The organism is Serratia quinivorans (genome assembly GCF_052113645.1).
GTDB lineage: Bacteria > Pseudomonadota > Gammaproteobacteria > Enterobacterales > Enterobacteriaceae > Serratia > Serratia quinivorans_B.
In genome coordinates this window covers 347,493-373,853 of record NZ_JBIEIU010000002.1, presented here as the reverse complement: position 1 = coordinate 373,853, position 26,361 = coordinate 347,493, and the positions used below count along the sequence as shown (strand labels likewise).

General features: G+C 54.2%; 20 protein-coding genes and 1 pseudogene. 9 read left to right on the top strand and 12 right to left on the bottom strand.

Annotation, left to right across the window (positions count from 1 at the left end):
- Positions 1 to 45: 45 nt before the first annotated feature.
- The 4 genes from ACGS9J_RS07160 to seqA form a co-directional block, all read right to left on the bottom strand.
- The gene (locus ACGS9J_RS07160; RefSeq protein WP_442230280.1) at positions 46 to 345 is read right to left on the bottom strand and encodes a DUF3861 domain-containing protein; all 300 of its coding nucleotides are present in this window, start codon (positions 343 to 345) and stop codon (positions 46 to 48) included.
- Positions 345 to 998 carry a PadR family transcriptional regulator gene (locus ACGS9J_RS07155; RefSeq protein ID WP_442230279.1) on the bottom strand — a complete coding sequence of 218 codons (654 nt, stop codon included), beginning with the start codon at positions 996 to 998 and terminating at the stop codon, positions 345 to 347. The genes ACGS9J_RS07160 and ACGS9J_RS07155 overlap by 1 nt, the downstream gene beginning before the upstream one ends.
- A gap of 187 nt (positions 999 to 1,185) precedes the next feature.
- Positions 1,186 to 2,829 carry a phosphoglucomutase (alpha-D-glucose-1,6-bisphosphate-dependent) gene (gene pgm, locus ACGS9J_RS07150; RefSeq protein WP_044552836.1) on the bottom strand — a complete coding sequence of 548 codons (1,644 nt, stop codon included), beginning with the start codon at positions 2,827 to 2,829 and terminating at the stop codon, positions 1,186 to 1,188.
- Between the two features lie 77 nt (positions 2,830 to 2,906).
- Positions 2,907 to 3,446 (bottom strand): replication initiation negative regulator SeqA, encoded by a 540-nt coding sequence (seqA, locus tag ACGS9J_RS07145; protein ID WP_442230278.1) that lies wholly within the window; start codon positions 3,444 to 3,446, stop codon positions 2,907 to 2,909.
- Between the two features lie 309 nt (positions 3,447 to 3,755).
- On the opposite strand from seqA, the gene ybfF reads away from it, so the two are divergent.
- The 4 genes from ybfF (at position 3,756) to fur (ending at position 6,647) form a co-directional block, all read left to right on the top strand.
- Positions 3,756 to 4,529, top strand: a complete 774-nt coding sequence (gene ybfF, locus ACGS9J_RS07140; protein ID WP_442230277.1) for an esterase — start codon at positions 3,756 to 3,758, stop codon at positions 4,527 to 4,529.
- 291 nt (positions 4,530 to 4,820) lie between these two features.
- Entirely contained in the window at positions 4,821 to 5,108 is a 288-nt protein-coding gene (gene ybfE / locus ACGS9J_RS07135; protein ID WP_004949692.1) for a LexA regulated protein, read from the top strand.
- A gap of 229 nt (positions 5,109 to 5,337) precedes the next feature.
- Positions 5,338 to 5,877: a flavodoxin FldA gene (gene fldA, locus ACGS9J_RS07130; RefSeq protein ID WP_262240380.1), complete on the top strand. Its 540-nt coding sequence runs from the start codon at positions 5,338 to 5,340 to the stop codon at positions 5,875 to 5,877.
- Positions 5,878 to 6,200: 323 nt separating this feature from the next.
- Complete coding sequence (gene fur, locus ACGS9J_RS07125) at positions 6,201 to 6,647, top strand: ferric iron uptake transcriptional regulator (protein WP_442230276.1); 447 nt, start codon at positions 6,201 to 6,203, stop codon at positions 6,645 to 6,647.
- Between the two features lie 195 nt (positions 6,648 to 6,842).
- Here the strand turns inward: fur and ACGS9J_RS07120 are convergent, their stop codons facing one another.
- The 8 genes from ACGS9J_RS07120 to nagE form a co-directional block, all read right to left on the bottom strand.
- Complete coding sequence (locus tag ACGS9J_RS07120; protein WP_442230275.1) at positions 6,843 to 8,804, bottom strand: TcdA/TcdB catalytic glycosyltransferase domain-containing protein; 1,962 nt, start codon at positions 8,802 to 8,804, stop codon at positions 6,843 to 6,845.
- A complete protein-coding gene (galE, locus tag ACGS9J_RS07115) occupies positions 8,801 to 9,832 on the bottom strand; it encodes a UDP-glucose 4-epimerase GalE (protein ID WP_442230315.1) in 1,032 nt (343 codons plus the stop codon). The genes ACGS9J_RS07120 and galE overlap by 4 nt, the downstream gene beginning before the upstream one ends.
- Before the next feature lie 49 nt (positions 9,833 to 9,881).
- Positions 9,882 to 11,027, bottom strand: a complete 1,146-nt coding sequence (locus ACGS9J_RS07110) for an MFS transporter (RefSeq protein ID WP_442230274.1) — start codon at positions 11,025 to 11,027, stop codon at positions 9,882 to 9,884.
- A gap of 75 nt (positions 11,028 to 11,102) precedes the next feature.
- Complete coding sequence (locus ACGS9J_RS07105) at positions 11,103 to 13,760, bottom strand: family 20 glycosylhydrolase (RefSeq protein WP_442230273.1); 2,658 nt, start codon at positions 13,758 to 13,760, stop codon at positions 11,103 to 11,105.
- A 14-nt stretch (positions 13,761 to 13,774) separates the two neighbouring features.
- On the bottom strand, positions 13,775 to 14,101 hold the full coding sequence (gene chiQ, locus ACGS9J_RS07100) for a ChiQ/YbfN family lipoprotein (RefSeq protein WP_442230272.1): 327 nt from the start codon (positions 14,099 to 14,101) through the stop codon (positions 13,775 to 13,777).
- Between the two features lie 48 nt (positions 14,102 to 14,149).
- Positions 14,150 to 15,553 (bottom strand): chitoporin ChiP, encoded by a 1,404-nt coding sequence (gene chiP, locus ACGS9J_RS07095; protein WP_442230271.1) that lies wholly within the window; start codon positions 15,551 to 15,553, stop codon positions 14,150 to 14,152.
- A 731-nt stretch (positions 15,554 to 16,284) separates the two neighbouring features.
- Entirely contained in the window at positions 16,285 to 17,949 is a 1,665-nt protein-coding gene (gene glnS / locus ACGS9J_RS07090; RefSeq protein ID WP_442230270.1) for a glutamine--tRNA ligase, read from the bottom strand.
- A gap of 252 nt (positions 17,950 to 18,201) precedes the next feature.
- The gene (gene nagE / locus ACGS9J_RS07085; protein ID WP_442230269.1) at positions 18,202 to 20,148 is read right to left on the bottom strand and encodes a PTS N-acetyl glucosamine transporter subunit IIABC; all 1,947 of its coding nucleotides are present in this window, start codon (positions 20,146 to 20,148) and stop codon (positions 18,202 to 18,204) included.
- Between the two features lie 335 nt (positions 20,149 to 20,483).
- Here nagE and nagB point away from each other — a divergent pair, with 335 nt between their 5' ends.
- The 5 genes and pseudogenes from nagB to ACGS9J_RS07060 all read left to right on the top strand — a co-directional run bounded on the left by nagB (position 20,484) and on the right by ACGS9J_RS07060 (position 26,136).
- Positions 20,484 to 21,284 carry a glucosamine-6-phosphate deaminase gene (nagB, locus tag ACGS9J_RS07080; RefSeq protein WP_012005664.1) on the top strand — a complete coding sequence of 267 codons (801 nt, stop codon included), beginning with the start codon at positions 20,484 to 20,486 and terminating at the stop codon, positions 21,282 to 21,284.
- Between the two features lie 18 nt (positions 21,285 to 21,302).
- Positions 21,303 to 22,442, top strand: coding sequence for an N-acetylglucosamine-6-phosphate deacetylase (gene nagA / locus ACGS9J_RS07075; protein WP_442230268.1), 1,140 nt, complete (start codon positions 21,303 to 21,305; stop codon positions 22,440 to 22,442).
- Positions 22,443 to 22,469: 27 nt separating this feature from the next.
- Entirely contained in the window at positions 22,470 to 23,690 is a 1,221-nt protein-coding gene (gene nagC / locus ACGS9J_RS07070) for a DNA-binding transcriptional regulator NagC (protein WP_442230267.1), read from the top strand.
- Positions 23,691 to 23,757: 67 nt separating this feature from the next.
- On the top strand, positions 23,758 to 24,510 hold the full coding sequence (locus tag ACGS9J_RS07065; protein ID WP_442230266.1) for an HAD-IIA family hydrolase: 753 nt from the start codon (positions 23,758 to 23,760) through the stop codon (positions 24,508 to 24,510).
- Positions 24,511 to 24,692: 182 nt separating this feature from the next.
- Positions 24,693 to 26,136, top strand: a pseudogene (locus ACGS9J_RS07060) (carbohydrate-binding protein).
- Positions 26,137 to 26,361: the final 225 nt, after the last annotated feature.

The window sequence follows — 26,361 nt, the reverse complement described above, 5'->3', positions numbered from 1 at the left end:
AACCTGACGCGGTGTTCGATTAAACGGGCGCAGCATGCGGCGCCCCTACTGTTGTGGACCTTTCTTCAACCCCACCATAAATGCCTTGAACGCCTCACGCAGCGGGGCAAACACCGGGTGCTTGCGGTTTTCGATCATCACTTCAGAAAACAACTTCAGGCCAACGGCGAAGGCCGCACTGTTGTTCTCGCCAAAGTTCAAATCTTCACGCCCTTTGATGCGCTCAACGATGCCGAGAATATCGTCGTGGTTTTCCACCTCAAAACTCAGTGGCGCTTTATCGACAGGCTCGCCTTGACGATCGCTCAGGGCTTCGACGGTAATGCGGAAACGGTGGCCAGGCATCAGTCGTTCTCCTTTGCCGTCGGGGCAATGTTCATTTCGCTTTCAATCGCCGCCACAGCGGTGAGCAGTGCCGCATTGATGCGTTCGACCTGCTGTGGCGAAAGATCGGCGCGCATCACATTGCCGCGTAACAAACTGCGCAGACGATTCATGGCGTCAGAGATGCCTTCCGCCAGATTGCCGTGATGATGATGACCGCGACCTGCCCCCGCCAAACGGGCCAGGATCACATCGACGGTAGCCTGATGTTTTTGCAGCTCACTCTGGCCCAGTTCGGTGATTTGATAACTTTTGCGACCATTGCCGCTGGTGATCGGCTCGAGGAAATCCTGCTCTTCCAGCAGCGTCAGCGTGGGGTAAATCACCCCTGGGCTTGGCACGTACAGGCCGGAAGACGCCTCGTCGATCGCCTTAATCAGCTCATAGCCGTGGCTCGGTTTACGCGCCACCAACGCCAGCAGCACCAGCCGCAGGTCGCCGTGTTCAAACATGCGGTGACGACCACCACGACCGCCGCGCCCGCCCCGGTCGTGCTCCTCGCCATGTTCGCCGCCAAAATGATGGCGACCGCCACGACGGCGATGATGATCGTGCCCTTCTTCGCTGTCATGGTGACAGCCGTGACGACGGTGTAAATCTAAACGGTGAAACATAGAGTAACCCTCTCAATGGATAAACAATTGACGAGGTGATTTAGATATATCTAACTCACTTCGATATATCTAATCTAGATCGATATATCTAAATGTGCAAGAGGGGCTGAGCGAAAAAGATATATCTAAATTGCAGGCATAAAAAAAGCGCTGTAAAAACAGCGCTTTTTATCAAACGGGGGAAACCTTATTTGGCAGAAGCCAGCACTTCACTGACGATTTCTACGGCTTCGTGCTCGATCTTTTCACGGTGCTCGGCGCCCAGGAAGCTCTCACAATAAATCTTGTAGGCCTCTTCGGTACCCGAAGGACGCGCCGCGAACCAACCGTTGTCGGTCATCACTTTCAGGCCGCCAATCGATGCGCCATTGCCCGGTGCCGCCGTCAGACGTGCGGTGATCGGATCACCCGCCAGAGTATCCGCCTTGACCATTTCCGGCGACAGCTTGGACAGCGCCGCTTTCTGTGCGGAGGTTGCAGGTGCCTGAATGCGGTTGTAGCTTGGCGCGCCGAAGCGTTTGGCCAAATCGTCGTAGTGATGCTGCGGGTTTTCGCCGGTCACTGCGGTGATTTCCGCCGCCAGCAGGCACATGATGATACCGTCTTTGTCGGTCGACCACGGCGTGGCGTTGAAACGCAGGAACGAGGCTCCCGCGCTCTCTTCGCCGCCGAAGCCCAGACTGCCGTCGTACAGGCCATCAACGAACCATTTGAAGCCTACCGGCACTTCCACCAGCTTACGGCCCAAATCTGCCACCACGCGGTCAATCATCGCGCTGGAAACCAGCGTTTTACCCACCGCCACGTCAGCACTCCACTGTGGACGATGCTGGAACAGATAGTTGATGGCAACCGCCAGGTAGTGGTTCGGGTTCATCAGCCCCGCCGGTGTCACGATGCCGTGGCGGTCATAATCCGGGTCGTTGGCGAACGCCAGATCAAACTTGTCGCGCAGTGCCAGCAGGCCGCCCATCGCCGGTACAGAAGAGCAATCCATGCGGATCACGCCGTCGTGGTCCAGATGCATAAAGCGGAAGGTCTGATCGATAGCATCGTTCACCAGCGTCAGATCCAGCTTGTAATGCTCGGCAATACGCTGCCAGTAGGCAATGCCGGAGCCGCCGAGCGGATCAACGCCCAGCTTCAGGCCGGCGCGCTGAATCGCAGGCATATCGACCACATCCACCAGCCCTTCAACATACGGCTGCACCAGATCCTGAGCATGCACACGGCCGCTGGCCCAGGCTTTGTCCAGTGATTGACGCTGAACGCCTTTCAACTGCAATGACAGCAGTTCGTTGGCGCGCTTTTCAATCACCGAGGTCAGATTGGTGTCCGCTGGGCCACCGTTGGTTGGGTTATATTTGATGCCGCCATCTTCAGGCGGATTGTGGGACGGGGTGATCACGATGCCGTCGGCCAATGCCCCGCCGTTGCGGTTGTGGCACAAGATGGCATGGGAGACCGCAGGGGTTGGCGTGAAGCCGTTATTTTCCTGCACGATCACATCAACGCCGTTGGCGCTCAACACTTCCAGCACCGAAATGAAGGCCGGTTCCGACAGCGCATGGGTGTCTTTACCCACGTAGCATGGGCCGGTCACCCCTTGCTGATGACGCACTTCGGCAATCGCCTGCGCGATGGCGAGAATATGGGCTTCATTAAAGCTGTGGCGCAGAGCGCTGCCTCGATGGCCTGAAGTCCCGAACTTGACCGCGTGTGCGGCGTTGCCCGCTTCCGGTTGCAGTACATAGTACTGCGACGTCAGCTGGGCTACGTTGATCAAATCGCTTTGCTGAGCCGGCTGCCCGGCACGTGGGTTATTCGCCATCGACATATCTCCCTAAACCCTGTCCAGCGGCCTGGCAATATGTCGCTCACGGCCACCGGGACGGGCTGTTCGCTAAATTAGATAGTGCCGCAAACTTTTTCAGTCAGTTCCGTCGGGAACTGCATAGCCTGCATGATGTGTTCAACCATGCTGCGTTTGCGACCGGTATTGGTATTGGTGATCACCCAGTAAGGCGTGCCCGGAACGTGCTTTGGCTTGGTGTGCGTTCCGTTTGCCAACAGGGTTTGCTGATCGCCGGCAAAATAGGTGCGGGTACGGCCATGCAACGCATCGGTCGCGGTGGCAAAGCCGGCCGCATCGAGGGTATACAAGGTGGAAAGTACCAGCATAAAGCGGTTCACCGCTTTGTTCTGCTCGGCGTACTCATCCGACAGCAACAGCTCACGCACGGCGCGCACGCGATCGCGCGGGCGCGATACGGCGACGATCTTTTCCTGTTCGGCGGTCTGAGCGCTGGCGGCCGGCACAGCACGTAACGGCTGGCCTGCGGTAAACTTCAACATACGGCGCAAAATATCGGACGCGCTCTCACCAATATGTTGCGTGTGGCTGGCAATATAGCGGTAGAGCTCTTCGTCGACTTCAATAGTTTTCATCTTTATCCAGTACTGTTTTTTTCTACTTAGAACCTGAAGCCAGATCCGGCATTCAAGCCATGGGATTATAAGGTTAAAAGCGCAGGAGCGAACATAACAATGTGCCCCAACAGGGCAAAAGCAGACTATTACCTATAGTCCGCCGCCGACTGGCGCTGTCAAACCTGCACCTTACCATGAAAAATCCGCGTTATACCCGATGGATTTCAAGTTGCAGCGAGTGCAGCTAACAACGCTGTCGCTTGAAAGGCGACGGGTTTATTCATCCGGTGTTTTAATCATGATAACCTAATCTGAATCTCTCTCAGTATGAACTTCGCCATGAAATTACATTATCAACTGCTGGCCACCGAGTCCGACGCTCTGCCGGTGATCCTGATCCACGGACTGTTCGGCAACCTGGACAATCTGGGTGTGCTGGCGCGCGACCTGAATCAGCAGCACAGCGTGGTTAAAGTCGATCTGCGCAACCACGGCCTGTCACCGCGCTCTGAGGTGATGACCTACCCGGAGATGGCGCAGGATCTGCTGGCATTGCTCGATGATTTGCACCTGGAGAAAGTGATTGTGATCGGCCATTCGATGGGCGGTAAAGCGGCCATGGCGCTGACGGCAATCGCACCGGAGCGAGTAGAGAAGTTGATCATCATCGACGTTGCGCCGGTGGATTACCACACTCGTCGCCACGACGAAATTTTTACCGCATTACAAGCAGTGAGCTCCGCCGGTATCACTCAACGTCAGCAGGCTGCGGAATTGATGCGCGGCTACCTGAAAGAAGAAGGCGTGATCCAGTTCCTGCTGAAATCTTTCCATCAGGGGGAATGGCGCTTCAACCTGCCGGTGCTGATCGAACAGTACGAAAACATTATCGGCTGGCAGGAAGTCCCCGCCTGGCCTCACCCCACGCTGTTTATCCGCGGCGGCCTGTCGCCTTACGTCCAGGATAGCTACCGTGCAGATATTGCTCGCCAATTCCCGCAGGCGCGCGCGCACGTGGTCGCCGGTACCGGGCACTGGGTTCATGCGGAAAAACCGGAGGCGGTGCTGCGCGCCATCCACCGTTTCCTCGACGAAGCCTGAGTCGACATCCCTCCGTACAGGGCCAGGTTCCTCTCCAAACCGGTCATCTGATGAAAAAACGCGCTAAAGATAACGGCTTAGCGCGTTTTCAGCTCAGTTAAGCATTGTCGTCGCTCCACCTGCTGGGGTAATATGGCGCGCTATAATTTTGCCGCCGTGCCGGGCGTGTTCGATAACGTCAGGCTGGGGGTAAATTTGGGTTAGGGTTTATTGGCCCGAAGTGTGTTAACCGAACCGTCCGGAAGCGTGTAAACGCTTTTTGATGCAAACTCCCTTGCAGTACCGCTACCTATGGCAAAAGAACAAACGGATCGCACGACGCTGGATCTGTTCGCAGATGAACGCCGTCCGGGGCGCCCGAAAACCAACCCGCTATCCCGAGATGAACAGCTTAGAATCAATAAGCGTAATCAGCTTCGACGCGATAAAGTCCGTGGCTTACGGCGTGTGGAACTGAAGATCAACGCGGATGCGGTGGACGCCCTGAACAAACTGGCGGAACAGCGTAATATCAGCCGCAGCGAGCTCATTGAGCAAATGCTGTTGGCACAACTGGCAGACGAGCAGCCAGAACATTGATCATTGCAGCCGCACATGCGGCGCGGCGTTAAGGATGACGCCCGATCAACACCGCTTTTTTCCACCCGGCATCGCATTAAAGTGATAAATACCCGGGGTAAATTTCTGGCATGATACGCACTTACCGGTAAGAGATAACCTCTTGCCATGGCATCATTTTAATCGGTGTTATCGTGGTCAACGCTAACATCGTGAATGCAATTTATTGAATTTAAAGGTTATACGCGATATGGCTAATGTAGGCATTTTCTTTGGCAGCGACACTGGCAATACCGAAAACATTGCCAAGATGATCCAGAAAATTCTCCAGCAGCAGTTTGGCAAAGAGGTGTCTGAAATTCATGACATCGCCAAAAGCAGCAAAGAAGATTTGGAAGCTTTCGATATCCTGTTGCTCGGTATCCCAACCTGGTACTACGGCGAAGCCCAGTGCGATTGGGATGATTTTTTCCCGACGCTGGAAGAAATTGACTTCAACGGCAAGCTGGTTGCGCTGTTCGGCTGTGGCGATCAGGAAGACTACGCAGAGTATTTCTGTGATGCGATGGGCACCATTCGCGACATTATCGAACCGCGTGGCGCGGCTATCGTAGGCCACTGGCCGACCAAAGGTTACCATTTCGAAGCCTCAAAAGGCCTGGCCAGCGACAGTCATTTCATCGGCCTGGCCATTGACGAAGATCGCCAACCGGAGCTGACCAACGAACGTGTGGAAGGCTGGGTAAAACAAATCGTCGAAGAGCTGAGCCTGGCCGAAATCGTCGGGTAACGCCAAAGGTTGAACAAAAGCCCTGCAAAGTGCATAGTGTTGCCGGCAGGGCCATCATCATTGGCAGCACAGATTTCTGCGATAGAAGATACAGATTTGTAACTTCTCACATCGTCAAGGTAGACTGATTTATCGGTTTATCCCACTCATCAAGACGTTGCATGTGCAACATGCAATAGTGCAATTATATCTTTGTTAACAACCGGCGGTTTCCATTTAGGTCAACCGGTTCTATAATGAGACGCAATTAACTCTTTGTGCCGACCGATGCCACAGGCGAGAACGCCTCAACTTGATTAGCATAGTAACAGGACTGAATCCGCATGACTGACAACAACACCGCATTGAAGAAGGCCGGCTTAAAAGTCACGCTTCCGCGACTCAAAATCCTGGAAGTACTGCAAAATCCGGAATGCCATCACGTCAGTGCGGAAGATCTGTACAAAAAACTGATAGATATGGGCGAAGAAATTGGCCTGGCTACAGTTTACCGCGTACTGAACCAATTTGATGATGCCGGCATTGTGACCCGTCATAACTTCGAAGGCGGCAAGTCCGTGTTCGAACTGACTCAGCAGCATCACCATGATCACCTGATTTGCCTGGACTGCGGCAAAGTGATCGAATTCAGCGATGAGTCTATCGAAGTGCGTCAGCGTGATATCGCCAAACAACACGGCATCAAGCTCACCAACCACAGCCTGTATCTGTACGGCCACTGTGAAACCGGTGACTGCCGCGAAAACGACACGCTGCACGACAAAAAATAATGTCCTTAACCGGCATTGAGAACCGCCTTTAACGGCGGTTTTTTTGTGCCTGCGATAATAGGATAAAAAATCCCCGGACAGGTCCGGGGAAAGATCACAGCGTTAAATACAACAATTGCAGCGGCACTTCTTTCGCTTCCCACTGACACGACGTCAGCGTCAACTCACCCGCCGACACGCGGATGAGCAAACTCGTTACAGCTCATATTCAAGAAATAACAGACGATCGAAAAACAGCGTCCAGGCATGGTCGAACACGCCACGTACGCGGAATCCCTTGTTCAAATAAAGTTGACTGGCATCACTGCGTTGCCATACGCACAGCACGATATTTTTCGCCTGGCGCTGTTGCGCCCTTTGCTTAATCAGGGCAAACATTGGGTTGAAATGCCCTTGCCCGCGAAATCGGCTCTCAATCGCCAGACTGCAGACAAAATAATCATCCCCCGTGCACTGACTTTGCACAAAGCGGTCGTAAGCTTCATCCAGTGGCTTTATTTCATCGCGATAAAGATAATCGGCCTGTATGTCATACAACTCGCTGACAGTGGCCGCATTGAAAAAACCGACAAAAGCCCCGCACCGATCGTAAGCCAAGGTAATCAAATCAAGGTAAGGCTCGATGTTTTGCGCCCGCTGTAGCGACACAGGATCCAACCCGGCCCGGTTGCCGACGGAGCAGTATTCCAGGTAACTGGTGCTGAAGATCAGCTGCGCCATACGGACTTTATCCGCCTCCCCCGCCTGCCGCCCCGGCACAAAATGCAGCGCCCCGCCCGCTTCCGGCGCTATCGCCTCACCGCTGCCCAAGCTTGAACGCCAATAATTCCCTGCCGCAATTTGCCGCCGGTTATCGGCAATCAGGTATTCACCAAAAAGCTGATTCACCCGATCCAAGGTGCGGTCATGAGACAGCACCGAATAATAGTGGTAATGGTCGATATCGGAACGGATCTGCGCCGGATAAGCCATGCGCGGCACTTCATCGACGGTAAATATTTCCGCATGGCGGGCCAGATCCAATGGCTGCTCAAGTTGCCAATCCAACCGCTCCAGCCGGCTGACGCATTGGCGGTAGCTGCGCTCCTCTTCCTGCGACAGCGGCAGCCGCTGTTCAGTGATCACGTCCTCCAGCAGGCGCATACCACGGATGCCGCAGGTCACCGCTTGTGGAGCCGCATCGTAATGGACACCGTGATCCTGGCAGAAGCGATCGTGACTGAGAAAAGTACGGCCAATATGACGACTCCACAGCACATAAAAAGGATCGAATAACTGCCGCTCGTGATGGGGATCCTTTTCCGGCACCTCGCCACTTTGCGAGGCATAAATCTGATCCAGCCCCGCCAACATCTTGCACAGCGACAGATCCCCCTGGCGACTGATGATCATCCCGGTTTCGTCGAGAAACAGATTCAGCCAGCTAACATGACTGACTTCGCCCCCCGGCAGGAACTGCAAGTAATCCGGTACTTCAGGTTTGATCAGAAACAGTGTCGCGGAGCGATGGGGAAGAGTGTCGATATCCATATACACTCCCCCCATCTCGATCAAGATCATGAAGCGAAAGTAGTCGGAAAGTGTCGCGTAGTAACGCTTATCGTGGAGTTGATGAAGGAAGCCCAGGGTGTTACCTGCCCTTTTTTGCGCCAGTTCGCTCAACGAATGTACCTGCAGGCGATGATTACCGGCATCGTATTCCCCCAGGCCCCCGTCTTTGCTCACCCGCGACGGAGTGAAGTGGGCATCTTTTGCAAGCTGACGCGCATCCCAGACCCATAACATGCCGATCCAGTCGTGGATCTCCGCTCTGTCCACCTCATGTTGCGCATCGCCCCATTGAGAGATAACTTCTCTGGCGTCGTCAGGAATAGCGCCTCCCAGCCAGATACGGTGCAGCAGTTTTTCCCGCGCGGCCAGCGGACGGGTCGGCACGCAAAATAGCGAAGAACATCGGGCGGCATCGAATAAATGCCCTTGCGCTGCCAGCCACTCTCGCAGCTGAGTGACCCCACGCTGATAGCGCTCCAGCCCCTGCGATGAAACCTGGCGCTGATACTTCACAAACTCAAACTTCAGGTCGTTGATCCGTGCCTCATACTCGGCGCGGAACAAATCATCCTGCAAACCTTCCACCTGCCCATTGTGACGGCTCATCGGCAGCCCTCCGTAACTGCCGGGCCGTAACCCTGTGGATTTTTACTTTGCCAACACCAGGCATCATGAACCATTTTTTCCAGGCTACGCTTGGCTTGCCAGCCCAATTTTTCGGCCGCCAACGACGGATCGGACCAACACTCGGCGATATCTCCCGCACGCCGGGGGTTTATTTGATAGGCGATCTTAAACCCGCAAGCGCGTTCAAAAGCCTTAATAATTTCCAGTACCGAGTAGCCTTTGCCGGTGCCCAGGTTATACACGTTAAAACCTGGCTGCAGCTTATCCAACGCTTTCAAATGGCCCTCGGCCAGATCCATAACGTGGATGTAATCACGCACCCCGGTGCCATCGCTGGTGGGATAGTCGTTGCCATACACCGGCAACACCGCGAGTTTACCAATAGCCACCTGCGCCAGATAAGCCAGAAGATTATTGGGAATGCCGGCGGGATCTTCGCCAATCAAGCCAGACTCGTGCGCCCCGGCCGGATTAAAGTAACGCAGCGCGGTGATCGCCATCTGCGGGGCGGTAGTGGCAAATTCCGCCAGGATCTGTTCGACAATCAGCTTGGAGGTGCCATAGGGATTGGTTGTCTGCCCGACCCGGCAGTTTTCCGTCAGCGGGGTATATTCCGCCGGCCCATAAACGGTAGCCGAAGAGCTGAAAATGAATTGCTTGACGCCGGCATGGCGCATTCTGTCCAGTACGATCAGCGAGCCGGAAATATTATTTTGATAATACTTCAGCGGCTCCTCGGTCGACTCTCTGACGGATTTCAACCCCGCAAGATGGATAACCGCCTGGATCTCATGCTGGCGAAAGATATGATCCAGCAAGTGATGCTGTTGGATATCCCCCTGATAAAAGATCACTTTTTTGCCGGTCAATCGTTCTACCCGAAACAGCGACTCTGGCGAACTGTTGGACAGGTTGTCCAATACGACAACTTCCTCCCCCCTTTCCAACAGCGCCAACACGGTATGCGAGCCGATATAACCGGCGCCGCCCGTCACCAATATAGCCATCATATATCCTTGTTTGTGTTTAAAAATAAACGACTCACGTAGAAACCACTTAAACTTCCCGGGTTTTAAAACCGACAGGTAAAGCAATAGAAAGCAGTAATATGGCTAACAGATAAACGGAGGAATGCGGCCCGTATTCGGTCAGGATCCCTTGTAATATTCCGGCCAGGATCACGCCGGTGGAAATACTGTTGGTGAACAAAGTGGTGGCCATTCCCGCCCGATCCGGCATCAAATCCTGAAAATAGAGCATGCCGATGGTGGCAATAATGCCGATAAATATCGCGTTAAATACTTGCAAGAACAGCAACCCGGCAGGCGAGCTAAACCACAGCATCCCGGCATAAAACACCATGCCGGCCACCATCGCAGCTGACATCATCAGGCGCTTGCCCAGCCGGTTCACATAACGCCCCGCCAGGATCATGATCGGGATTTCTATCGCAGCGGCCACCCCCATGATCCAGCCGGTCAAACTTTGCGGCAACCCCAGTTCGGCGGTGATATACAGCGGCACATCAATCAAATACATGGCGCTGCAGGTCCACATCAATACCGAGGCAACAAACAACAGGCCAACGTCTTTATCGAAAGGTGTTTTTTGCTGGGCTGTAATTTCGTTGCCCGCCGTATTGCGGACCACCTCAGGTAATATCCACCAGGCCAATAGCGTGACCAGCAAGAATATGCCGGCGGCAAAAATAAACATGGCGGTGAAGCCGTAATTCACCACCAGCATAAAAGCCAATGGTGGGCCAAAAACCCAGGCCAGGGAGAGCTGGGCGCGCATGACCGCGCTGAACATGGCAACGTTTTGCGACGCCTCTTCCCCGTACTCGCGCGCCAGGGCAAATAATTGCGGTATCGCCGTGTTGGCAATAGCGGTTAATAACACGCCTGCGGTAATTAACGTCAGGTAATTGCGATTAAACGCAAATAACAGACAGTTCCCTGCCGCCAATAAATAACAGATTAAAATCAAATGACGTCGATCACGCTGACGGTCCGATTTTTTCGCCAGCAAAAAACTGACGATTATGCCGACACCGGCGTTAACCGCATAAAAAAAACCGACCCATAATGACGTCACCTGCACCTCGGTGGTGAGGAACAGGCTTAGGGTCGGTATTTGCAGCGCACCGGCAATCCCGGAAAAAAACGCAACGACCATAAAGGTCAGCCGAATCGAATTCATTTCTGATTACCGCCGGTCGTTGCTGTGGACGATCAATAACGGCCCGTCGGTGAACAGACGGGCCAGGTTTCAGGTTTACACTTTCTCTGCGCGGCTATAACGTTTGCCATCCGGGCTCACGGCACGGATTTGCACCTCGCCGGCGACGTCAGGCTTGGCCTTGGCATCGTAACTTTGCCATTGCTTGCCGCCGTCGGTCGAATACTCAATGCCCAGACCCGGCAGCGAAATATTGGCCTCCAGCTTGCCGCCCACTACGCGGGCGCCCGGCACCGGCAACCGATAGCTCACGCCACCCTTGTCCAGTTTCGCCAGTTCACGCTGGCCGAGCAGATTGGCAAAGCGCAGCCAGTCCCGATCCAATTTCCTGGTGTCGATGAAGTGGGTTTCGCCACCTTTATACTCGCGCCCCGCCCGGTAATCTTGCTCCCAATCCGCCCGGTGCCATGCACGCTCGGCCACCGACAGCGAACGAGGGAAGATCATGTATTCCATTTGGTCGTCGGTGCGCTGGGTTTCACTCCACATCTGAGCAGAGATGCCGTAAGCCCCCGGCCAAGGCTTATCGCTTTTGGCGGTAAAGTGGTTGCCATCGCGATCCACCGAGGTTTCAGCATTCTGCGGCAGGTTGTTCGGCGCAAAGCTGAACATTTTCTGCTCGTCGCTAAAACGCGTCCCCCAGTAGTAACCGCGTTCGTCCGGGTTCACCTCATACGGGAAGTCCATGTAGACGTAATCCGGGTTTGAGAGGATCACTTCGTAGCCCTTGTTCGCCCAGTCATTGGCACTGTCGAACCCACCCCAATACAACGTATCCCAGAAGTTTACCCCGACACGCTGGGTGGCGAAGGCCTTGGCGTTTTTCGCGTCTTTCAGGCCATCCTGCCAGGCCTGCATTCTGTCGATGCCGTGCGCCTTCACCAATTGGCTGACTTCCACCCCGAAGTAACTTGGCAGATGCTCCATATCGGCAACCTTGCCGTCCTTGATCATCGCCTGACAGACCTGAGATTTCGCCCATGGCTTGTCCTCTTTGCTCTGATCGATGATGCCTTTGCCCGCTTCTGGCTTGGCCAGATCGGTATAACCGGCGCCCAACCTGATATTTTTCGCCTCGTCGCCGCCGAAGTGCCAGGTGCTGAGCGGCTGCCCGGCCTCTTTGTGCATCTGGGCAATCTCGCCGATCACCTTGTCGACAAAGCGCTTGGACGAATCCAGGCACGGGTTGAGGTAGCTTTGACGGTTGAAGTACTGCACCGAGGTGGTATTGGAAGTATCTGTCGGATCCACCAGACGGAACTCATTGGCCTCTTGCTCTTTACCGGCGGCATGCAATTTTTTATAGCGGGCCTCCATCGATACCACCGCGGCACGAGCATGCGCCGGCATATCGATTTCCGGGATCACTTCAATCTGGCGCGCCTGGGCGTATTTGATAATGTCGATGTAATCCTGACGGGAGAAGAAACCACCGTAAACCTCAGGCCCCTGGCCGTACTGCGGTAACAGGCAGGTGGTTTCGCTCAGATCATGGCAACGCCGCCCACCCACTTCGGTCAACTCCGGCAAGCCCGGGATGGCAATGCGCCAGCCTTCATCATCGCTCAGATGGAAATGGAATTTATTGAGCTTGTAAGCCGCCATTTGGTCAAGCAAGCGCAACACCGCGTCCTTCTGGTGGAAGTTACGCGCCACATCCAGGAAGATGCCGCGATACTGGAAACGTGGTGCATCTTTGGCCTCCAGCGTAGCGATTTTGGCGCTGCCGTCAGTCGGCACCAACGACAGGATAGACTGCAGGCCATAGAACACCCCAGCCTGATCGAAGCCGATGACACGTGCTTCCTGGTTGCCAATCTTCAATTCATAGGCACCCGGCACCGCAAGTTCACCTTTGAATTTGCCCGGTTGAATATCGGTTTTGATCGGATAGCCGTCTGCGTTAGAGGTGACTCCCAACAGGGCGAAACGTTGGGCCGTGGCCTCCGCCGCCGGTTTGGGCAATGCACTCAGCTCCAGCGCAACGCCGTTGCTCAAATCCACATCCTGCGTATGCACTTTCACTTGCAGCGGCGTCGGCACGATCTGGCCGCGCAGCGACGCTGCCGGTAAGGTCTTCAGTTCGGCGTTTTTCGTGAAGCGGGAAGCCGGCGTCATCAGGATATTGTTGTCGTCCTTGATGCGCTTCCACTGGTCGCCGGTAAACGGCGCAACGAACTGGTTCAGATCTTCGGTATCGGTATTCACCAGGATTTTGGGCTTGGCATCGCCCGAAGTGGCATACCAGCGCGGCACGAAATCGGTTTTAAACAGTTGCCAGTATTCCGTAATAATCGGGATATCCACCGTTTTCCCCGCCGGGAAACCGGTAAATTTGTCGGTAGGTTCCAGCTTGTACAGATCGCCGGTCAGGTGAGCAATCTTGAACTGATCGTTATCCACCCGCAGGGTCTGACGAGCGCTGTGGAAGTAAATCGCCCAGTCCTGGCCTTTAATCGTCGGGTTATCGTTGGTCAGGCTGATCACCACCTTGTTGCAGGCCGCCCAGTCAGCACCCAGTTTGCCGCAATCCAGGCCGCTGTCGGCGGCCCGGTTGTCGACCATTTTCAAATTCAGTTTCAACTGGCTCAGTTGATCTACCAGTGGCTGATTGGCCATCGCGTTCCCCACGCTGCCAAATAATCCAACGGTTGCCGTTAATGCGGCAAGCGCACTCAATTTGAATTTGTTCATTTTTATCATCATCCTTAATTATTGTTATCGCGGATCTCTTTCCAAATCTGTCCGCACTTGGCGTCATAAGCCTGACCGTTACCGCTGTGAACGGCCTGAATGCAGTTTTGATAATCCATCACCCGCACCGTTTCTTTCTCGGCGAATTGCTGGTGCTGTTTCTCTTGTTTCAGCACGTTCAGTACCGCCTGGCATGACTGCAGTTTTTCCGGCGAACCTTCTGCCGTGTTAATGCAGGCACTGTAAGCCTGTTTCAATTTGGCATCTTCGGGCGGTGCCGTCGGCTGCACGCAAGCACTCAACGTGACCACCGCGGCTAACATCAGCATGATTTTTTTCATCGTTATATTCCCGTTAAATGACCCCGACGCTACCGCCGGGGCGGCGCATCAGAAGATGGTGAATGGCGCGATAACCATGAATTTGACGTCTTTCTCGTCCTGGAAGATGTTGCCGTAACCGCCGCCCCAGCTCGGGATGTTGGTGTGGTTGTCATACTGGGTGTAGTGCAGTTTCAGCAAGGTGCCTTTGGCGCGGCCTTCCTGAATGGTGTACATCGCGTCCAGGCTCCAGGCGCTCTCTTTCAGGCGCTGGCTCTGATCGTAGATCGGGTTGGTGCTTGGCTTGGCATCCCAGGCGTAAACGTAAGAACCGCCCACCGCCATGCCCGGCAGGTTCCAGTTGCTCAGGTCATACATCACCCCGGCGTAAACCGCTTTTTCGCCGTTGGCGTTGAAGTCGGAACGGTTATCCCACCACACATCAAGGCGGCCGTTGGAAGACGCGTAGGTGGGAGTCATGCGCTGCAGGAAGTAACCCTGGTTGCCTTCGGCTTTGACCATGGTCCCTTCCAGACGCCAGTTGAACTGGCCGGTGGTGTAGCCAAAGGTCAGCGCTTGCAGCCAGGCCAGGCCGTCGTAAATGCTGTTAGGATCGTTCTTGTCGCTAATGCGGTCTTCCGTGCCGTAGAACTGGTAGCTGGTGGTCAGCGGGTTACCCACCAGATCGAACTTGTAAGACGCCTTGGTGAAGTACTGATTCACATAACCTTCGGCCTGGCCGAAGGCCGCTTCCAGTACCAGATCATTTTTGAAGTCATATTTGGCGCCCAGCGAGTGCAGGTAGGAGACACCGGTTTTTTTATCGTTCTGGCGGAAGTCGTCCATCTCGATGTGCCATGGCGCTTTGTATTTATCTGTCCACATGTAGGAGAAGCTCAGAGCGCCGGCATCACCATAGTCAAAGTTCGCTCCGGCCTCAGCCCCGCGATAGGTGCCCGGCATAAAACTCCAGTGCGGCGCCAGCAGCGTTTGGCCACTAGGCTGGATGTAACCGGCCCGTGCCCAGACGGGGCCATATTTGAATTTACCGGCGGCTTTATACAGGCTGATGCCGCCTTTGTCGCCGGAGTAGTCTTCATCATAGGTACGGTTTTTGGAGGAGAACGCGATTTCGTTCGGGTGGCCGCTAGCGCTGGATTCAGCCAACTCGATAGCGGTGAAGGCGCCCACGTCCAGGCCGAACATGTCCCAGGCATAGCCCGAGGTAAAATCCAGGCTCAGGTTGGCCGTCGAATGCGACAAGTTGGTGGTGTATTTATTGTAATCGTCACTGGTCGGATTGAGATCTTTACGGTCGCGCTCACGTTGCCAGTAATACACACCGCCGGTCATCGTGGAGTCGTCGATAAATCCTGCGGCTTTCGCCTCAGGGGCCATGGCAAACCCTGTTCCCAACAGCGCACCCGCGACTGCGAGCGCCAGCGTTTTACGCTGAGCACCGTGCGTACCCATAATGAAATTCCTCTTTGACTTAACTTTAAAAGTTGCAGCCGCCCGTGTTCACCACTGCCCTGCACGACTGCCAATAAAAAAACCCAACCGGGTAAAAAATATTGCCGACGGGGCTCAAACCCCACAGCACTTATTGCTACAGCTAGACTATTTTTCGCGACGCGAATTATCAAATGAAATATCAGAGAGATTTGTCAAAGTATGACAAAGAGCACATATCGATGAGATTTTGTTACGTGGCTATGCAAGTAGGCTGTCGAATAAAAAATTCAATAAAATCAGAATAAACAACAATACGAGGTCAATAGGAAACGATTAATGGTTTCAGCTGGAGCCAAAAAGTCAGTCAGAAGAAAAAATATGAGAGCGCTCTCTAAATGACATTAATTCGCATCGCGAATATATAAGACAATGTTATATTAATGATGATTTATATCAAGAAATTACTGATACAACGGCCAGATAAAAATTTAAAAATAGGTTGAGGAAATAAGAGCCTTAGCGGGAATGAGAAATTATCGATTGCGGGCATAAAAAAAGCGCAACCGAAGTTGCGCTCAGACTGCTGACAAAGTCCTTTGCAGTTAAAAGTCCTGATCTGGGAGCTAATAAAAACAAAGAATTATATCTTCTGATTTACCCCAAACACCCGAAAACCACGCTTTTCGGGTGTTTGTCATCAAATTAAGCGCAACCGAAGTGGCGCTTAATTTGCGTTAACCACTGATCACTCAGGCGCCAATTTTAGCCCAGGTGTCACGCAGGCCAACGGTGCGGTTAAACACCAGGTGCTCTGCCGAAGAATAACGGCTATCGGCACAGAAATAGCCTTCACGCTCGAACTGATAGGCTTTTTCCGGCTGTGCAGCAGCCAGGCTTGGCTCCACAAAGCCATGCTTGATAACCAGCGACTCAGGGTTGATGGTGGCGAGGAAGTCCTCTGCCGCCGCCGGATTCGGCACGCTAAACAGGCGATCGTACAGACGGATTTCAGCCGGCAGCGCGTGCTCAACGGAAACCCAGTGGATCACGCCCTTCACCTTGCGGCCATCGGCAGGATCTTTGCTCAGCGTATCGGGATCGTAGCTGCAGAAGATGGTGGTAATCTCACCCTCGGCATCCTTCTCAATACGTTCCGCCTTGATCACGTAAGCATTGCGCAGGCGCACTTCTTTGCCCAGCACCAGACGCTTGTACTGCTTGTTGGCTTCTTCACGGAAGTCGGCGCGATCGATATAAATCTCACGGCTGAACGGCACTTCACGGCTGCCCATTTCCGGTTTATTCGGGTGGTTTGGCATCGTCACCATTTCCACGCCGGACGTCATGTTTTCGATAACGACCTTCACCGGATCCAGCACCGCCATCGCACGAGGTGCGTTTTCGTTCAGGTCTTCACGAATACAGGCCTCAAGAGCCATCATTTCGACGTTGTTATCCTGCTTGGTCACGCCAATACGCTGGCAGAACTCGCGGATGGACGCGGCGGTATAGCCACGACGGCGCAGACCGGACACGGTCGGCATACGCGGGTCATCCCAGCCTTCAACGATCTTCTCGGTCACCAACTGGTTCAGCTTACGCTTCGACATGATGGCATATTCGAGATTGAGGCGTGAGAACTCATACTGACGCGGATGACAAGGAATGGTGATGTTGTCCAGCACCCAGTCATACAGACGGCGGTTGTCCTGGAACTCCAGCGTACACAGCGAATGAGTGATCCCTTCCAGCGCATCGGAAATGCAGTGGGTGAAATCGTACATCGGATAGATGCACCATTTGTTGCCGGTCTGATGATGTTCCGCGAACTTGATGCGGTACAGCACAGGATCGCGCATCACAATAAACGGCGAAGCCATATCAATCTTGGCACGCAGGCAGGCGGTACCTTCGGCGAACTCGCCGTTGCGCATTTTTTCAAACAGCGCCAGGTTCTCTTCCACGCTGCGACCACGGTACGGGCTGTCTTTGCCCGGCGAGGTCAGGCTGCCGCGATATTCGCGGATTTGCTCAGGCGACAGTTCGTCGACGTAGGCCAGCCCTTTATTAATCAGCTCCACCGCGTACTGGTGCAGTTGATCGAAGTAATCTGAGGAGTAACGGACGTTACCACTCCACTCAAAGCCCAGCCACTCCACGTCGTGCTTGATCGACTCAACGAACTCGATGTCTTCTTTTACCGGGTTGGTATCATCGAAACGCAGGTTGCACTGGCCCTGATAATCGCGGGCAATGCCGAAGTTCAGGCAGATGGATTTAGCATGGCCGATATGCAGGTAGCCATTCGGCTCCGGCGGGAAACGGGTATGTACTGACGCGTGTTTCCCTGACGCCAGATCTTCATCGACGATCTGACGGATAAAATTGGTTGGGCGGGCTTCAGCCTCACTCATTTCACTATTCCTCAATGCAAAGCGCTACACATAACCGCCTATGATCCAACAAGCCACGTCCGGAAACAACCGTTTGTTTCACGAAAAATGCGGGGCGTTGCACCACAAGAGACCGCAGCACCATTACGGAGCAACCTTTCCCCGACGCCGTCCAATAAAAAAGCGGGAAGAGATTGCTCTCTTCCCGCCAAAGGTAGGGTGCGTTCCGTCATGACTCGTTAAACACCCTGGGCACTACTCAGGTAAATCGGTTTATTTCTGGATCTCAAACAGTTTGGTCTGGCCGGCTACCACAGAACCGGTCGCCAGCGCCGTCAGACCGGCGTAATCGTCAGCGTTGCTGACCACTACCGGGCTTATCATCGAGCGAGCATTGGCATTCAGGAATTCCAGGTCCAATTCAAGGATTGGCTGACCGGCTTTCACCTCAGCCCCTTCCTCAACCAGACGCTTGAAGCCCTGGCCGTTCAACGCAACGGTGTCGATCCCCATGTGCACCACAATCTCTGCACCCTTGTCAGTTTCCAGACAGAAGGCGTGGTTGGTGTTGAAGATTTTCACGATGGTGCCATCCGCCGGCGCAACAACGGTTTTGTCAGTCGGACGAATCGCCAGACCGTCGCCTACCGCTTTGCTGGCAAAGGCTTCGTCAGGAACCTGATCCAGCGCCACCACTTCACCGGTAACCGGCGCCACCAGCGACTCGAAGGCCACTTTCGGTGCATTAGGCACTGCCTGCGATTTTGCCGCAGTCACACCGGCAGCCGGTGCCACTTCTGCCGCAGGAACCGGACCCGTAGCGATAACCGCACGCATACCGTCGGCAATGGCTTCCGCTTTAGAACCCACAATCACCTGAACGGTTTGCTTGTTCAGTTTTACTACGCCGGAGGCACCCAGGCGTTTGCAGCTTGCATCGAGAACTTTCGAAGAATCTTTCACGGTCAGACGCAGACGGGTGATACAGGCATCAATGCCGGTCAGGTTGTCTGAGCCGCCGATGGCACCGATATAGCTGCGAGACAGAGCGCGCAGACCTTCATCGGTATTGCTGTTGGCTTCAGGAGCAACGACATCGTCAGACGCATCTTCACGGCCCGGCGTTTTCAAGTTGAACGCACGGATAATGATGGAGAACAGGACGAAGTACACCGCGAAGGCGACCAGGCCCATCAGGATCAGCATCCAGACGTTTTTGCTGGCGGCCGGCAGGTTGTACATCAACACATAGTCGATGGCGCCCGCAGAGAACGAGAACCCGGCGTGAATGCCCAGCAAGGTAGCAACAAACAGGCTGATACCGGTCAAAATGGCATGGACTAGGTACAGCAGCGGGGCCAGGAACATAAACAGGAATTCAAGCGGTTCGGTCACACCGGTCAGGAATGCGGTCAGTGCCACGGACAGCAGCATCCCGCCAACCATTGGGCGACGATCTTTCGGCGCGGCGAAATACATCGCCAGTGCGGCACCCGGCAGACCAAACATCATGATTGGGAAGAAGCCGGACATGAACATCCCGGCAGTGCCATCACCCGCGTAGAAGCGGTTGATATCACCGTGGAAAATGGTACCTGCAGCATTGGTGAACTCACCAATCTGGAACCAGGCAATAGTGTTCAATACCTGATGCAAACCGGTTGGGATCAGCAGACGGTTAACGAAACCGAAGATGCCGGAACCCACAGCGCCCATGGAAACAATCCATTCACCGCCTGCGTGGATGGCATTCTGAACCGGTGGCCAGATGTAACCAAAAATAGCCGCAAGGATTAAACAGAAAAAGCCGGTAGCGATAGGGACGAAACGTTTACCGCCGAAGAAAGAAAGGAACTCAGGCAGTTTGATGCCGGACCAGCGGTTATAGACCGCCCCGCCCACCAGGCCCGTAATGATACCGGCCAACACGCCCATATTGATCGCCGGGTTGATGGTTACCATCGCTTTAGTCAGGATGAAGTAACCCACAGCGCCCGCCAGGGCGGCTGAACCGGCATTGTCTTTCGACCAGGTTGCCGCCACACCGATGGCAAAGATTAATGCCAAATTATCAAAGATTGATCCACCGGCCTGTGCGATGAACGAAATATTGAGTAAGTCGGGCTGGCCGAAGCGCAGCAAAAGCGCCGCCACGGGCAGTACTGCGATTGGCAGTTGCAACGACCTGCCCAATCTTTGGAAAAAGCCGAGTATGTTCACCTTAATATTCCCCCTAATGCCCTTTTATGGGCTTTATCATATTTTACGCAAGCGCCATCACACACCGCGATTAACTCTGGACGAACGACAACAAAGTGGAGTGTAAAAAAATTATTTCGTATCGCAAATTAAAACCTCCTTTTTTGTGATTTATATCACCAAAAAGCAGTCTTAAGCTGCCACATTGCTAGCCATCACACAAAACTTATTTTATCATTAAAAAAATCATCGAGTCTGATGCATCACGTGAGAATCATAAACCTGGGTTAGGCTTAAGACTCTCGTTCAGGCACGTTCCAGTATAGCTTTAGTTTACTTACCCCAAGAGGTGTTAGATGAGACTTATCCCACTGAAAGATACTGCACAAGTCGGCAAATGGGCCGCACGCCATATCGTCCAGCGCATCAACGCATTCAAACCTACTGCGGAGCGTCCGTTTGTGCTCGGCCTGCCCACCGGCGGTACACCGCTGGAAGCGTACAAACATCTGATTGCGATGCACAAAGCAGGTGAAGTAAGCTTTAAGCATGTGGTGACTTTCAACATGGATGAATACGTTGGCCTGCCGCAGGAACACCCGGAAAGCTATCATACCTTCATGTACCGTAATTTCTTTGATCACGTTGATATCCCGAGTGAAAATATCAACCTGCTGAATGGTAATGCACCGGACGTTGACGCCGAGTGCCGCCAGTACGAAGCGAAAATCAAATCCTACGGTAAGATCAACCTGTTCATGGGTGGCGTCGGCATCGACGGTCATATCGCGTTTAACGAGCCGGCTTCATCTCTGGCATCGCGTACTCGCATCAAAACCCTGACTGAAGATACCCGTATCGCCAACTCCCGCTTCTTTGGCGGCGATGTTAGCCTGGTACCGAAGTTTGCATTGACCGTGGGCGTAGGCACGCTGCTCGACGCAGAAGAAGTGATGATTCTGGTGACCGGCCATGCCAAGGCGCAGGCGCTGGAAGCCGCAGTGGAAGGCAATATCAACCACATGTGGACCATCAGTTGCCTGCAGTTGCATGCCAAGGCCGTTGTGGTGTGCGATGAGCCATCCACCATGGAACTGAAAGTCAAAACCGTTAAGTATTTCCGCGAATTAGAAGCGGAAAGCGTGAAAAGTCTTTAATTCTTGCAGGGGGCTACGATGTTCGCTTTAACCCACGGCCGTATTTTCACCGGCCACGACGTACTTGACGACCATGCAGTGGTAATCGCTGATGGACTGATTGAACGCGTTTGCCCGCTGGCTGAACTGCCGGCCGGCATTGAAACGCGCGATCTGGGTGGCGCTATCTTGGCCCCCGGTTTGATCGACGTGCAGCTTAACGGCTGCGGCGGCGTGCAATTTAACGATTCTCTGGACGCCATTTCGGAAGAGACGCTGGAGATCATGCAGCGCGCCAACGAAAAATCCGGCTGCACCAGCTATCTGCCGACGCTGATCACCAGCAGCGACGAATTTATGAAGCACAGCATCGAGGTGATGCGCGCTTATCTGAAAAAACACCAGAATCAGGCGCTTGGTCTGCATCTGGAAGGGCCGTACCTCAGCCCACAGAAAAAAGGCACCCACAATCCGGCGTTTATCCGCAAACCGACCAGCGAGATGATCGACTATCTGTGCGCCAACGCCGATGTGATCACCAAGGTGACGCTGGCGCCGGAAATGGTGGAGCCGCACTTTATCAAGCAACTGACCGCCGCAGGCATTGTCGTCTCCGCCGGTCACTCGAATGCGACTTACGATCAGGCCCGTACAGGCTTTGCCGCAGGAATCACCTTCGCCACTCACCTGTATAACGCCATGCCGTATATCACCGGACGCGAACCGGGGCTGATGGGGGCAATTTTCGACACGCCTGAAGTTTATACCGGCATCATTGCCGACGGTCATCACGTGGCCTGGGCGAGTATCCGTAACGCCAAGCGCATGAAAGGTGATAAATTGGTGCTGGTCACCGACGCCACCGCGCCGGCGGGTGCCGATATTGACCAATTTATTTTCGCTGGTAAAACAATATACTATCGTGATGGGCTGTGCGTGGACGAGAACGGCACCCTGAGCGGTTCTGCGCTGACCATGATTGACGCGTTGAAAAACAGCGTTGAGCATGTCGGCATTGCGTTGGATGAAGCGCTGCGTATGGCGACACTCTACCCGGCGCGTGCTATCGGCGTGGACGATCGTTTAGGGACGATCGAAGCCGGTAAGGTGGCGAACCTGACCGCATTTACCCGTGATTTTAGCATCACAAAAACGCTCGTTAACGGTAACGAGGTTTAATTTAATGAACAGCGAGTAAAATTATTGATGAGTACTGGCGGACAGGCACAGATAGGGAACGTTGACTTAGTCAAACAACTCAACGGCGCAGCAGTTTACCGTCTGATCGACCAACAGGGTCCGATCTCGCGCATTCAAATAGCCGAACTGAGCCAGCTAGCGCCCGCCAGCGTCACTAAAATTACTCGCCAGCTGTTGGAGCGCGGGCTGATCAAAGAAGTCGATCAGCAAGCCTCCACCGGCGGTCGCCGCGCCATTTCCATTGTCTCCGAAACCCGGCATTTCCACACCGTAGCCGTGCGCCTTGGGCGCCACGACGCCACCATCACCCTGTACGACATGAGCGGAAAATCGCTCGGTGAAGAGCACTACCCGCTGCCGGAACGAACCCAGGAAACACTGGAAAATGCGTTGTTCACTGCCATTGCGCAGTTTATCGAAAGCTACCAGCGCAAGCTGCGCGAACTGATCGCCATTGCGGTGATCCTGCCCGGTCTGGTTGATCCGGCCTTGGGCGTGGTGCGTTACATGCCACACATCAGCGTCAGCAATTGGCCGCTGGTAGACAACCTGCAGCAACGCTTTAACGTCACCAGTTTTGTCGGCCATGACATCCGTAGCCTGGCGTTGGCAGAGCACTATTTTGGCGCCACCCGCGACTGCGAAGACTCCATTCTGGTACGCCTGCACCGCGGCACCGGTGCCGGCATCATCGTCAACGGTCAAATTTTCCTGGGCAACAACGGCAACGTGGGTGAAATCGGTCATATTCAGATCGACCCGCTGGGCGAACGCTGCCACTGCGGCAATTTTGGCTGCCTGGAAACCGTCGCCGCCAATGCCGCGATCGAACACCGCGTACGCCAGTTATTGACCCAGGGATACCCAAGCAAGCTGACGCTCGACGACTGCAGCATCGCTGCCATTTGCAAGGCAGCCAACCGTGGTGACCTGCTGGCCAGCGAAGTGATCGAACATGTCGGCCGCTACCTCGGCAAAGCTGTGGCCATTGCCATCAACCTGTTTAATCCGCAGAAAGTGGTGATCGCCGGTGAAATTACCGAGGCGGAAAAAGTGCTGCTGCCGGCCATCCAAAGCTGCATCAATACTCAGGTGCTGAAGGACTTCCGCAAGAATCTGCCGGTGGTTACCTCCGAACTCAATCATCGCTCGGCGATCGGCGCTTTCGCCCTGGCCAAGCGGGCAATGCTCAACGGCGTGCTATTGCAGCGATTGCTGGAAAGCTGATCCGCCGCCTTAGGCAGGTGTGCTATCTTCGCGTTTTGCCTGCCGCCAATCATGAGAAACAGCAACAATGACAATCAAAAACGTTATATGTGATATCGACGGCGTGCTGCTGCATGACAATACGCCGGTTCCCGGCGCCGATATTTTCCTGGCGCGCATTCAGGAACAGGGGATGCCGCTGGTGGTGCTGACCAACTATCCATCGCAGACCGCACAGGATCTGGCGAACCGCTTCTCTGCCGCCGGGCTTGACGTTCCGGAAAGCGCGTTTTATACCTCCGCCATGGCCACCGCCGATTTCCTGCGCCGTCAGGAAGGCAAAAAGGCCTACGTGGTGGGTGAAGGCGCGCTGATCCACGAATTGTATAAAGCCGGTTTCACCATTACCGACATCAACCCAGACTTCGTGATTGTCGGCGAAACCCGCTCCTACAACTGGGACATGATGCATAAAGCCGCCTACTTCGTGAACAACGGTGCGCGCTTTATCGCAACCAACCCGGATACCCACGGCCATGGCTTTGTACCGGCCTGTGGTGCGCTGTGCGCCCCGATCGAGAAAATCACCGGTCGCAAACCGTTTTACGTCGGCAAGCCCAGCCCGTGGATCATCCGCGCCGCGCTGAACAAAATGCAGGCGCACTCGGAAGAAACGGTGATCGTTGGCGATAACCTGCGCACCGATATCCTGGCGGGCTTCCAGGCCGGTCTGGAAACCGTGTTGGTGCTGTCTGGCGTCTCGACGCTGAACGATGTCGAAACCATGCCGTTCCGCCCGAGCTATATCTTCCCCTCCGTTGCCGACATCAATATTTTTTAATGCCTGAGGTGGCCATCAAGGCCACCCGCTTAATTCCCCCGTCAATTTGAATTTAATTTATTATTGGCGGGAAAAGGTTTCACCCTGCCCTCGTTAAAAAGTCGCACTCTATATTCACGCCCCGCCAATAACTGATATTGACGACGTGTGGAAATAATCTTACTTAAAATAACGAGGTTACTATGAGCTCCGATAACATTATCAATGCACAGGTTGCAGATGACGCAGCTGCCATGCCGGATATGTCCAATAAAAAAATCATGATGGGTTTTTGGCACAACTGGGCCGCCGGTGCCAGTGACGGTTATCAGCAGGGTCAATTCGCCAATATGAACCTGACCGATATCCCGGCCGAATATAACGTGGTGGCCGTGGCGTTTATGAAAGGCGTGGGTATCCCCACCTTCAAGCCTTACAATCTGTCCGATGCCGAATTTCGCCGCCAGGTCGGCGTGCTGAACAGCCAGGGGCGTGCGGTACTGATTTCTCTGGGCGGTGCGGATGCGCATATCGAATTGAAAGCCGGTGACGAAGATCGGCTGACCAATGAAATTATCCGTCTGGTGGAGACCTACGGTTTCGATGGCCTGGATATCGATCTGGAACAGGCGGCGATTGGTGCCGCCAATAATAAAACCGTTTTGCCTGCCGCCTTGAAAAAAGTGAAAGCGCATTATGCCGCCGAAGGTAAAAACTTTATTGTCAGCATGGCACCAGAATTCCCTTATTTACGCACCAACGGCACTTACCTGGATTATATTACCGCGCTGGAAGGCTATTACGACTTTATTGCGCCGCAATATTACAATCAGGGCGGTGACGGGATCTGGGTTGATGAAGCCAATGGCGGCAAAGGTGCCTGGATCACCCAGAATAACGACGCGATGAAAGAGGACTTCCTGTATTACCTGACCGAAAGCCTGGTCACCGGCACCCGTGGCTATACCAAAATCCCGGCGTCCAAATTTGTGATCGGTTTGCCCACCAACAATGACGCCGCCGCCACCGGTTATGTAGTCGACAAGCAAGCGGTCTATAACGCTTTCGCGCGCCTTGATGCCAAAAACCTGTCGATCAAGGGCCTGATGACCTGGTCGGTTAACTGGGATAACGGCAAGAGTAAAGCCGGTGTGGCCTACAACTGGGAATTCAAAACTCGTTATGCCGCGCTGATCCAGGGTGGAGTCACCCCGCCGCCGGGAAAGCCTGAAGCGCCCAGCGCGCTGAACGCCAACGCGATCACCGCGACCTCGTTGACGCTGAATTGGTCTGCGGCAAGCAGCGTCAATCCGCTGAGTCACTCGGAACGGTAATGCTGTCGGCCAAACCGGCGGCCTTTCGCTGCAGGACAGCGGCCTGACGGCGGCGACTCAGTACAGCTATTTTGTCACTGCCACCGACAACCAGGGCAATACCTCGTTGCCGAGCAGTGCGCTGGCAGTAAAAACTTCGGACGGCGGTACGCCACCCGATCCGGGCGTGACCGAATGGCAGAACAACCACAGTTATAAGCCCGGTGATGTGGTGACTTATAAAGGCAAGAAATACACCTGCCTGCAGGCACACGCTTCTAACGCGGGATGGACGCCGGATGCGGCCTTCACCCTGTGGCAGTTGACTGCCTGATAGTCGGCAATGAGTTGCCGGTAAAATTCTCCGGCAACTCATCTATTCACTTAAAAATTGCACATTCGTCAATTTCAAAAGCCATTAACTGAATATCCGCTAATTTTCAGCCACCCCCAAACAACTATTTTTCAGCGCAGCGCTAAAACGCTTGCATCCCCTGCCGGTTTTGACGCATTTTCATAAACACAACGCAGCAAAACCGCGTCATCGCTGATGACGCGC